This is a genomic window from Acidobacteriota bacterium (genome assembly GCA_029861955.1).
In the GTDB taxonomy this organism is placed as follows: domain Bacteria; phylum Acidobacteriota; class Polarisedimenticolia; order Polarisedimenticolales; family Polarisedimenticolaceae; genus JAOTYK01.
Genome location: JAOTYK010000024.1, coordinates 25,488 through 37,264, shown reverse-complemented (window position 1 = coordinate 37,264; position 11,777 = coordinate 25,488). Strand labels below are relative to the sequence as shown.

Genomic DNA, 11,777 nt, shown 5'->3' with positions numbered 1-11,777 from the left:
TGCATGGCGTCGGCTAGATATAAACTCAAGTGCTGGGGAGCTCGTGGCACGGTCCCTACCCCGTCCGCCGACCGGCTGGCCTACGGCGGAAATACGGCGTGTCTGGCCGTGCAGCTTGGTGAGAACGACTATCTCATCCTCGACTGTGGCTCGGGGCTGCGGGGCCTCGGAAACGTGTTGGCCGCGGAACCCGCCGATCGCGCGCGACGCTTTCATATCTTCCTCTCGCACTACCATTTCGATCACATCGAAGGCCTGCCCCTCTTCCCGCCGCTCTACAACGCCAACAGCACGTTCTCGATCTACGGGATGGACAGTTGCGGGCGCTCGGTCAAAGAGATTCTCGAGTCGCTCGTCAGCCCTCCGTACTTCCCGGTGACGCTGTCCGATACACCCTCGAATATCTCCTACCGTGCCGTCGGAGAGTCGCCCATCAAGATCGGCGACCTCACCGTTCGGAGTCTGCCGCTCAACCACCCCGACGGCTGCATGGCGTTCCGCATCGAATGTGACGGGCGTCAGATCGTCTACGCCACCGATCATGAGCACGGGGTCGAGGCGACCGACAAAGCGTTGATTGAATTCGCACGAGGCGCGGACTACCTGATCTACGACGCAACGTACCAGCCCACCGAATACGAGGAGCTTCGTCGCGGCTGGGGTCACAGCACGTGGTACGCCGCCGTACAGACGGCTCTGGTGGCTCAGATCGGTTCGCTGGTGCTGTTCCACCATCATCCGGACCACACCGACGAAGACCTCGACGCCGTGCTGCGGGTCGCGCAAGAAGAGTTCCCGAATACGATCGTGGCCCGGGAAGGTCTCGAACTACCGCTGTAGCTCGATCTAGGGAAGACCGGCAAGATCACGGCCAGGCTCGGTTCCGGGAACGGTCTGGTAGCTCCGACCGTCGCAGTCCGTGGCGAATAGGTAGAACCGACCTGCTCCGGCTCCAGGAGCAAAACCGTCGTCGTAGGACACCGCATCGACTAATACGCCTGTCTCGTCGATTGAGAGCGTGCTGACTGAAGCCAAGAATCCACGGACAAACCGCACATCCGCGGTCAGATCCCAGACAAAGACTCCAAGTGTCGATCTCACGACCTGCCCGAACGGTACTGGGTTCTGCCCTGGATTCGCGACGAACTTGCAGTTGTCGGTGGCATTGGGAGTTCCATCGTCGTCGGAATCCAGCCCATGAGCATACAGCTCGGGCTTACCACTTGTTGTCTGATCCTGAACGTAGACGGCAAACTCTTCGTCGGCCGTAATCTGATAACCCAGCACACCCACGTCCCCACTCGTCGCACTCACGTTGACCTGCTCTCGCGGTAGGTTTCCTCGGGCAGCCGCTGAGAAGATATCTCGCGTCGCGCCTTCGGACTGGGAGCCGATTCCGTAAGCGACCAATTGGGTTGCGACCGCGGGCACGTAGACGTTGAACAACGCGTCACCGGCCGACAATACGTCGTTCAGTTGCGTCGCCTCGGCCGCTCCATCGATCGGAACGCTAAAGAGGTCGACGGCCGCACCGAAGACCGGATAGACCGCACGACGCCCCAGCACCGGGGTCCCGCGGCCGACGAAGGAGCCGGCGCTCTGTGGTATCGCGAGACCGTGGAGTGTCGTCGGCTGTGCACTTCCGTCAATCGGCACTGATAGAAGATCGATCGTGCCGACGGTATTCTCATCGGCCTCGTAGACGACCGTCCCACCGTCGGGGCTGAGCGTAAGAACATCGGCGTACTGGGTCCCGAGCAGCGGCGTGTTGAGCCGCGTGCCCGATCCAGCGCCGGCGATCGCCGCCGCGTGGACCTCACTGACGCCATCGGTCTGTTGATCTGCGAGATACCCGACCTTCGTCCCATCGGCGCTAACCTGAATCGTGTTGACGCCGTCGCCCGCCATTCCAGGGTTGAGTTTGACTGGGCTGCCTCCGCTTATCGGCACGGAGAAGACATCCAGAATTCCAAGAACGTTGTCATCGCCGACGTAAACCACCGTAGAGTTGTCGGGACTGACTTCCGCCAGTGTCACCGACCCAAGCGCAGACGAGAGCTGGGTGTCGGATCCGGGACCGGACGCGCCGAGCGGAACGCCGTACCACTGAAAGACATCGTCACTTCCTGCGTCCGCCGCATAGACCGCCCGCGATGAATCGGGACTGAAGATCGCCGCGACGACGTTCCCGTTGGCATTGCCGGCAGACGCGTCGCTGATCTGTTGTGCGGAGGACGCGACACCGATCGACGCGGCGTGAAGCTCCGTGGCCCCGCTGCCGCTGGCGATGTCCTGCGCGAAGAAGGCGACGGTCGCGCTGTCCGGCGTGATGCCAAGCCCGGTGACCGGCGCCATCGCGGCGACGCTCAACTGCACGGCGCCAGTCGAACCATCGATCGGCACGCTGTACAGATCATCGACACCGCCGCCGCTGTTGGCGTCGGCGAGGAATGCCACGTTCGCCCCATCGGGGCTGATCTGGAATGTGGAGACACCCTCGTCTCCGGTGCCGAAGACCAGGCCCGTACTGAGTGTGATGGGAGTCGACGATCCATCGACCGGCGTGGCATACAGTTCCACACGTCCGATCGTGACCTGGTCCGCGAGATAGACCGCCGTCGCTCCGTCCGGACTGACGGCGAACGAGCGGACACTCCCCGCCATCGTGGCTGCCGAGATCTTGATCGAACTCCCGGCGCCTCGGTGAACGGACGCGCCTGAGGGACGCGGATCCACGGTCGGCAACAGAATTGCGGGGGTCCCCGCGCTCCGAATACCGCCAACCGGGCGCGTCCGGATGGAGACCTCGGCCTCCCGGATCGGCGCCATCGTCTGGGCGACGACGATCCCGCCCGCCGACAGGAGGAGAAGCCCCAACGCAAGCCACCGCAGAGAATTGCAGGTCATTCGCATAGCAACCTCCCTACGGAACCACCGTGATTCCGGCCTCGAAGACTCGTGTATCGGGCATCTCCACACTGATGGTCCAGTCGCCCGGTGCCAAGCTCTCGGTCCGCAAACCGAACTCGCAACGATTCGAGCCGCAGACAAACTGTGGGTCGTTGGGGTTCGAATTGTTGTCCGCATTGATGTTGATCAGCGGCATGGACCCCAGCGTCTCGTGCGTCAGATCGACGATCTCCGGGAAGGTCTCGAGATCGTCCGCATTCAGCGTCAAATTGCCACACGCCAACTTCAACTTGAGTGGCACATTGCTTCCCTGATTCACGGAAGACGCGGAGATGTTGACGGGGTTACCCTTCGGCACGAGATCGGCATTGACCGGACTCAGAAAGCCCTTCAACCCGTCGTAGGTCTCACCGTCCAGATCGACATCCGGATCGCACTTCTCACCGACGCCGATGACGAACGGCATCTCCGTTTCGAACGGCACGTCGGTCAGACCCTGGAAGCCGACCCTGAACACCCGCCCGACATCCGGCTCTTGCTCCAACGGCATTACCAGCCTGAACGGAACGGTATTCATGGTTGGAGAAAGAACGGGAGGCGTGTCGCAATCTCCAGGCTCCGTCAGTGCCGGGAAGTCCGGGAACGCCGCCGTGGCGCTGACCAACGTGATCGGCTGCGTGTTGAACGTATCCGGCGGACTGGTCAACGTCGCAACGACGTTCGTCAGGGCCATCGGCCCGACGTTCACCACTTCTACCAGCACATCTGCCTGCTCTCCCGGTTGCAGGAGTCCGTCACCACTCTCGTCGAGCACGATGATCGTCGTAGGCGACGGGACGAAGTCATCCATCAGCTCCGGCGGTGCCGGCACGATGATCGCGCACGGCCCCTGACCTACGACTTCTCCGCCCTGCATGACGGTCGCCGTGGTAAAGACCTCTATACCGATGTTGGAACCGCTCTGGCATTGGGTGAACGTCTCGCCGTCGCCGACGACCTGGGTGATCGGAGCAACCCCGCAGACCGGCGCCTCGATCACGCCCGAGACACCGTGACTTGTGGACGTCACCTCCCGCGTCGACTCCCGCACCGATCGTCGCCGTTCGGCCAGCGAGGATCGCTTCGGGCGACCCACGGATAGGCGTTCCTCCGCGGTCGAGGGCTCGTGAACGACGATCTGTCGCCCCTCCCGCTCGACCGTCGGACGCACGGTCGCGGCGGTCCTGGGCAGCGACGGGCGCGGCCGAACGACGGGCACGGGACTGGTGGGATAGGGTTCGAAGACGATCGGCTCTGCGTCTGGTGCTCGGGCGGTATCGCAGACGCATGAGGAACCTTGACTGCAGGCCCCGGTGCCAGTGGACGGGCAATTGCTGAAGTCGCAGACAAATCCACACTCACCGCAGTTGAACGGATCCTTGTGGATGTTGACGCAGACGTTATCGCAGTTGGTCTGAAGCGGGGGGCGACAGGTCTCGCATTCGCCGCCGGAACAGACGGCGTTCGCTCCACAGGTGTTCCCGCAGGAGCCACAGTTCAGCGGATCGTTCTGCAGGTCGACGCAGGTCTCTCCGAAAAGGGTCGGGGACTCCGGAGGACAGATCGGTGTGCACGTCCCGACATCACAATATTCATCGAAGGCACACTGGAGTCCGCAGCCGCCGCAATTGGCGGTGTCGTTGTACGTATCGACACAGGTGTCGTCACAGAACTCCTGCCCGTCACCGGGACAGATGGGGGCGCAGCTGCCGCCGTCGCAGAATTCATCGTACTGACACTGGTTGCCGCAGGCGCCACAGTTACCAACATCCGTGAAGGTGTCGACGCAAACGTCATTACAGAGCTCCTGCCCCTCGCCGGGACAGATCGGAGCGCAGCTGCCGCCGTCGCAGAATTCGTCGTACGCGCACTCGATCCCGCAACCACCGCAGTTGGTGGGATCGTTCAGTGTGTCTTCACAGGTTTCGCCGCAGAGCTCCTGGCCCGCACCGGGACAGATCGGCTCGCAGGCGCCCACATCGCAGAATTCGTCGAATGCACATTCGATCCCGCAGCCACCACAGTTGTTGTCATCCGTGAGGTAGGACTGGCAGCCGTCCTCGCAGATCGTCATTTCCGCCTCGGAACAACAGCCGGGTTGTACGACTGTGAATTCCACGTCGCCACCGGTGTTATTGGTGATGCGTTGCTCGAACCGGCCCGGAGTGAAGTCACTCTCACAGGTCGCAATCGTCTGTTCCGGACTGAAGAACGTGACCAGGCTCGACGTCAACGACGCGCTGGAGAGCGTCACCATCGTCGGGAAGATCGATTTGCCGGGAACCATGAACTCGCGCTCGGCCCCACCGGAAGCCTGCACGCCGTCCTGCATGCCACCGAAGGACTGGACGGTCCGCTCCTGCACGAACGTCGCCGGGCTCTGAACCGTGAACACCTGAGAGACGGTGGTCCACTGCCACTTGGTCCCCACGTCGGGACCGGAGGTCAGGATCGACTCGAAGCCACCGGGCCCCGCGCCGGGCCAGAAGAACGTGAATTCCCTGCCGCGTGTGTTGTTGAAGATGATGTTCTCGATCATGACCGGGAAGCTCTGCAGCACTTTGGTTTCCACCGTGCTTTCCGCGCCGTTGACGGGATTGCCGTCAAGATCGATCCTCGCCTCTGCGGCGAAACCGGGAGTCGATAGCGGAAGAGTTCCGGCGACAAGCGCGAGACAGAGAACGATCCTCAGGAACCGAGTGCGCATGACTTCCCCCCAGACGACACGATGAGCGCGACCCACGCCCATGAATATAGCCAAAACCAGTGGATTATGGAACCGAACCCGGGTACTCACCCGTGTATTTAACGACGACGCGCCGATATTAGTTACGCTTTTCGGGCTTCTCGGCGAGTCGACGGCGCAAAACGACCACGGTCATGTCGTCAAGTTGTGGCGCGCCGTCGCCGAATCGATCGACGTCCTCGATGACAGCCCCGATCAGGGACGCCAACGGGCTGTCACGATGACGACGCACGACATCCAGGATCCGTTGCTCCCCGTACGCTTCTTCGTCGGCGCGTTCATGCTCGAAGATGCCATCGGTCGAGAGTAGCAAGAGGTCACCGGGCGCAAGCTCCATCGAGTGGGCAGGCCCGACGGGCAGATCGCCAAGCATCCCCAACGGGCGGGTCGTGGACGTGAGCCATTCCCCGCGATCGTCCTGCGCGTGGTAGTGCAGCAACGGTCCCTGCCCTCCCGCGTGATAGACGACGCTGTGCGCATCACGATCGAGGCGACCGAGAAACGCGGTCACGAATCGATTGGAAGAGAGATCCAGCGCCAACTGGTCGTTGATCTGCTGCATGGCGTGATCGATATCGACACCGAATCGAACACACATACACAGCATCGCCCGAACCTGGGTGACACTCAACGCAGGACCGATCCCGTGCCCGGTGGCATCGCCGAGAAGCAAGATCAATCCGCCGTCGTCCTGAAGATGGATGTCGTAGATGTCGCCACCGGTCTGATCGGCAGGTCGAGCCCAACCGCAGACCTCGTAGTCGTCCATCGTCGGCATGGACTGCGGGAAGACCCGCTGCTGGATGCTCCGCGCCACTTCCAGCTCTTGCTCGAGCCGCTCGCGGGCGACCTTCTCCCGCAACAGTCGCGATCGCTGGAGCGCCACCGCGCACTGTGCGGCCAGAGCCGTGGCAATCCGTTCATCCTCCGAACCAAAGACGCCCTTGCGTTTGTTTAGCACCTGGAGGACACCCTCGAGAGAATCATCGTGACCGATCAACGGGACGGCCATCAGGCACCGAGTCCGGTAGCCCGTCTTGCGGTCGATCTCTGGATTGAATCGGCTATCGGCGTAACAATCCGGGACGATCACGACCTGACGCGTGCGAGCGCACTCGCCAACGATTCCCTTGCTGGCCGGAACACGAAACTCGTCCGCACCGGTCGCAACGCGGGTGACCAGTTCGTCGTTCTCCGAATCGTAGAGAAACACGGTCCCGCGCTCGGCATTGAGGATCGAGCGCCCGGCATCGATCACGTGCTCCAGAGTCGTATCGATGTCCAGGGGGCGGGCGAGATCCCGCGTGACCTCCAGGATCCGCTCCAGCGCCTTCGCGCCCAGCGGTGAACCCCTACCGGGCAACGGCTTCCGCCAACGCCTTACCAAGCCCGGAACACGAGGTGCTGCCCCCGAGATCGTAGGTCAGCGTCTTCCCGTCTTTGAGCACGTCTCCGACGGCTTCCTCCATCCGTTCGGCGAGGGTCACGAGCCGTGGGTCGCCGTAACGATCGCCGAGCCACTCCGCCATCATGGCGCCACAGAGCACGGCAGCGATCGGATTGACCTTGTCCTTACCGGCATGTTTGGGCGCGGAGCCATGAATCGGTTCGAACATCCCGTGGTCGAATCCGATATTTCCACCGGCGGCCAGACCCATGCCGCCCTGAGTGGTCGAGCCGTTATCCGAGATCACATCGCCCACCAGGTTGGGTGCAACCACGACGTCGTACCACTCCGGGTTTCGCATCTGCCACATGCAGAATGCGTCGAACATGGCGACGTCCTGTTCGATATCCGAAAACTCTTTGTCGCCCAGCTCCCGGAAAATCTCTTCGAAGTAGCGGTGGGCACCGATGATGTTCGACTTGACGACACAGGTCACCTTGCCCGGTTTGCCCTTGCTGGCCTTCCGCCGACGGGCCAGCTCGAACGCGTAACGACAGATCCGCTCGGTCCCCTTCCGTGTGACCTCGATGGGACTCATGCGACCCACGATCGAACCGTCGTCGCCCGTCAGATCGCTGGAGCGACCGGTGTAGGCCTCCTCGGTGTTCTCCCGACAGACCACGTAATCCACGTTCTCCGGTTTCCAGACCGACTGGAACTTACCCGAGACCTTGTGAGGGACGCCGGGGTAGAGCTTGATCGGTCGGAGATTGCAGAAGAGCTCCATGCGACGACGGTTGCCGATCACCTGGGCGAAGCCGGCCATCTGCGGGGTCTCGTACGGTGCGCCCGGTTTCGTGAAGACGTTCTCCCCGGTCTCGGGGTGTTGTGCACCGACGGCACCCAGCAAGATCGCGTCGGCTGCATCGCAGCGAGCCTCGGATCCCTCCGGCCACTCCCGCCCATGCTCGAGGTAGTACTCGCCGCCGCCTGGAATCTCCTCAAAATCGAACCCGACCCCCACGGCCTCGGCGCCGGCCATCAAGACCCGCAGCGCTTCGCGCGTGACCTCGGGGCCAATCCCGTCACCGGGCAACGTAACGATTTGATAGCGATCCTTCGGCTTCATGACCGGTCCTCACGACGTGGATTCCGAAAGAAGTCAGGATAGCGTGCCTGTACACTGGTCGGCCATGAAATCGACGCAGAGTCCGATCCAAACATCCGGTGAGAGTCGAAGTTGGAACCGGTTCCGGCTGGATTGCGCCAGCCTGAGCGCCGCGGGAGCCGGGCGGAGTCGCAACGAAGACCAGTCCCTGTTTGCCGCTCCGGGCACGGACGCGGCGGAGCAAGCGGCCGCCGGGTACCTGTTCGCCGTGGTCGATGGCGAGACGACGCCTGGTGTCACCCGCTCCGCGTCCCGGGAGACTCGCACGTCGTTGCTCGAGATCCTGGATGACCCGCGACGGGCCGAATTGCGGCCGGACCTCATGCTTCATCGATTGCACGATGCCAACGACCGCTGCCATCAGCGTATCGGGGCGCGCTGTTCGGTGACCGCGGTTTGGCTCTGGGAAGATCCCCGGGGTGAGGCGGCCGTCGCGGGATGGGCGCATGTCGGCGACACCCGCCTCTACCATCTTGTAGACGGCCGCTGGCAGTGTCTTACCGAGGACCACGCCAAGGGTCGGGTCCTGGATCGGGCGATCGGGCAAGGGCCGGGGCTTGAGATCGAAACCGGCGCCATGACGCTCAAGCCGGGCGAGAAACTGATCCTCGTCACCCGGGGCGTCTGGCAATCCGCCACACCGGCGGCAGCACTGACGGCGCCGGAGTTCCCACCTACTGCCGAGGCCGCCCGACAGCTGGTTGGACAGGCGCGGCTGAACGGTAGTCGGGAGGACACGACGGCGATCGTCATCTCGGTCGGAAATCATGACGACGAACCCGAACCGGAGCACTAGACTATGGTGATGACTCGTTGTCCCTCGTGCTCGACCAACATCCAAACGGACCAGTCCTTCTGTGGTAGCTGCGGCTGTCGTGTGGATGGGTCGGAGGACAATCCGACCCAGACCAGCCTCAAGGACGACTCCCCTTCCCAGTCCTTCGCGACCGGTTCGTTCGATCAGGGACGCTTCGTGCCGGGTACGGTCCTCGAGGATCGCTACCGGATCGTCGCGTTGCTCGGCAAGGGTGGCATGGGCGAGGTCTATCGCGCCGACGACCTGAAGCTGGGACAGACCGTCGCCCTGAAATTCCTGCCGGCGTCCCTGGAACCGGGCTCCACGAAGATGACCCGCCTGTTCACGGAAGTGCGGATGGCGCGTCAGGTCTCCCATCCCAACGTCTGTGCCGTCTACGACATCGGCGAGCTGGACGGGTTACCGTTCATCTCGATGGAGTATGTCGATGGCGAGGACCTCGCCTCACTGCTTCGACGTATCGGACGGTTACCAAAAGAGAAGGGGCTGCAGACCGCACGACAGATCTGCGCCGGGCTGGCAGCCGCCCATGAGCAGGGCATCCTGCATCGTGATCTGAAACCGGCCAACGTGATGATCGACGGTCGCGGCCGGGTGAAGCTGACCGACTTCGGGCTTGCGGGTCTAACCGACAGTTTCACCGGCGACGAGATCCGCTGGGGCACCCCCGCCTACATGGCACCCGAACAACTCTCCGGAAAGGGAGTCTCGGCGCGAAGCGATATTTACGCGCTGGGGCTGGTGCTCTACGAACTGGTGACCGGCAAGAAAGCCTTCAGCGGCAAGACACCGCACGAGATCGCGAAGGCACAACAGGAGACGATGCCAACCTCCCCCGCCAACCACGTCAGCGACGTGGACGACGCGGTCGAACGGGTGATCCTCCGTTGTCTCGAGCGAGACCCCACCCAACGCCCCGGTTCGGCGCTGGCGGTCTCGGCGGCACTGCCGGGTGGCGACCCGTTGGCGGCTGCGCTGGCTGCCGGCGAGACCCCTTCACCGGAGATGGTGGCCGATGCCGGCGTCGAAGGAGGGCTCAGCCCACGGAACGCGCTCATTCTTCTGGGAATCGTGCTGCTTGGACTGGTCGGCCGCACCTTGGTCATCGACAAGGCATCGATACTCAATCTGGTCCCGATGGAGCTCTCAGGTCAGGAGCTGAAGGGAAAAGCGGAAGACGCGTTAGTAGCGCTGGGTCACGTCGAGCTGCCGGATTATCTGGAGAGTGGATTCCGTGTCCGTCGGGACTACATAAGGGAGATTACTGAGTCAGAGCCTACGGCGGATCACTGGGACGATCTGCGAGACGCGCGCCCTCCGGGAATCGTCTTCTGGTACCGACGGGCCCCATCGCCGCTCAAGCCTAGCAACGTCCATGCCTACCAGGTCACCGAGTTCGATCCACCGTTGTCGGAATCCTCCGAGATCGCGATGCAACTCGATACAACCGGACGACTCCATCATCTCGAAGCGTTACCTCCAGAGAACGCGAAGGCGATGAGTGATGAGGAGGATGATTGGACCTCCGTGCTGAAGCTGGCCGGATGGGACGCATCCGAACTGACCGAGATCGAACCTCTCTTCGCACCCACCGTGCCGACAACTCGGCGGATCGCGTGGGAGATCGACGGTAACGACAGCGCGGTCATTCAAGTCGGCGCCTACGGCAGTCTAGTGACCCACTTTCGCGTCATCCAACCGTGGGAGCGAACAGCCTACGAAACACCGGACGATGACAACGATTCGTCCAACGGCGGCAGCGTTTTCTTCGGGTTTGTCTTTGCCGGTGTGATCGGGTCGGCGATTTTTCTGGCCCGTCGCAATATCAAGAGCGGGAGAAGTGACGTTCGTGGTGCGTTGCGACTCTTTTTCTTCGTCATCGCTGTAATGCTGGCAAGTTGGCTTGCCCTCGGCGTTCGACTCAACACGCTTGATCTCGGGGACCTATTTTTCGGCTTTGTGTTTGGGCGACCCCTCGCGCATGCGCTTCTTCACGCGTCGATCTCGTTTGTAGTTTATATGGCACTCGAGCCCTACGTTCGAAAACTCTGGCCTCGCACGCTCGTCAGTTGGTCACGACTTCTGCTTGGCCGCTTTCGAGATCCACTACTGGGCCGAGAAGTCCTCATCGGCATGGCCGTCGGCGGTGTTCTTGGTTCGGCATCGTATCTGAACACGCTCGTCGCCAGTTGGACCGGTGGCTCACCGTTTCCACCGACGACTAACCTACCGAACGAGGGCATGCTTGGCGCAGGAGACAGCCTTGGCACGATCATAGGCGAGAGCCAGACCAGCATCTTCATGCCCATGCTCCTTCTCGTCGTGCTGTTGCTGTTCCGCCTACTCTTGCGACGTGACTGGGCCGCCGTCTCCGCTCTGATGATTCTCTTTGTGATCGGTCCGATCGTGAGCATGCCGGACGGCACTCCGCCATCTCTACTGGTGTGGGCGGTCCTTGCGATGATGACGTTGATGGCGACCCTCTCTCTGCTGATGCTGCGGATCGGCCTGGTGGCAGGAATCGCCATGATGTCGGTATTCATGCTCTCCACATTTCCTGTAAGCCTGGACACATCCCGTTGGTACGCCGGAGCAGCAGTACTGCCGCTGGCGATCTGGGTCGCTATTGCGCTCTGGGCATTTTACGCGGCGCTGGCGGGACGAAAGATCTTCGGCGACTCGCTATTGAGCGGTGAGTAGGTCTTCGAGG

7 protein-coding genes are annotated in these 11,777 nt (G+C 62.3%); 3 read left to right on the top strand and 4 right to left on the bottom strand.

Annotation, left to right across the window (positions count from 1 at the left end):
- Positions 1 to 3 precede the first annotated feature (3 nt).
- Positions 4 to 840 (top strand): MBL fold metallo-hydrolase, encoded by an 837-nt coding sequence (locus OES25_12455; protein ID MDH3628447.1) that lies wholly within the window; start codon positions 4 to 6, stop codon positions 838 to 840.
- Positions 841 to 846: 6 nt separating this feature from the next.
- On the opposite strand, the gene OES25_12450 is transcribed toward OES25_12455, so the two are convergent.
- From OES25_12450 to OES25_12435, 4 genes are all read right to left on the bottom strand, one after another.
- Positions 847 to 2,907: a hypothetical protein gene (locus OES25_12450; GenBank protein MDH3628446.1), complete on the bottom strand. Its 2,061-nt coding sequence runs from the start codon at positions 2,905 to 2,907 to the stop codon at positions 847 to 849.
- 16 nt (positions 2,908 to 2,923) lie between these two features.
- Positions 2,924 to 5,692, bottom strand: coding sequence for a hypothetical protein (locus tag OES25_12445; protein MDH3628445.1), 2,769 nt, complete (start codon positions 5,690 to 5,692; stop codon positions 2,924 to 2,926).
- Between the two features lie 82 nt (positions 5,693 to 5,774).
- Complete coding sequence (locus tag OES25_12440) at positions 5,775 to 7,058, bottom strand: SpoIIE family protein phosphatase (protein ID MDH3628444.1); 1,284 nt, start codon at positions 7,056 to 7,058, stop codon at positions 5,775 to 5,777.
- Positions 7,048 to 8,211 carry an isocitrate/isopropylmalate family dehydrogenase gene (locus OES25_12435; protein MDH3628443.1) on the bottom strand — a complete coding sequence of 388 codons (1,164 nt, stop codon included), beginning with the start codon at positions 8,209 to 8,211 and terminating at the stop codon, positions 7,048 to 7,050. Before OES25_12435 ends, OES25_12440 begins: the two co-directional genes overlap by 11 nt.
- A gap of 64 nt (positions 8,212 to 8,275) precedes the next feature.
- Here OES25_12435 and OES25_12430 point away from each other — a divergent pair, with 64 nt between their 5' ends.
- Complete coding sequence (locus OES25_12430) at positions 8,276 to 9,046, top strand: SpoIIE family protein phosphatase (protein MDH3628442.1); 771 nt, start codon at positions 8,276 to 8,278, stop codon at positions 9,044 to 9,046.
- A 9-nt stretch (positions 9,047 to 9,055) separates the two neighbouring features.
- On the top strand, positions 9,056 to 11,767 hold the full coding sequence (locus OES25_12425) for a protein kinase (protein ID MDH3628441.1): 2,712 nt from the start codon (positions 9,056 to 9,058) through the stop codon (positions 11,765 to 11,767).
- Positions 11,768 to 11,777: the final 10 nt, after the last annotated feature.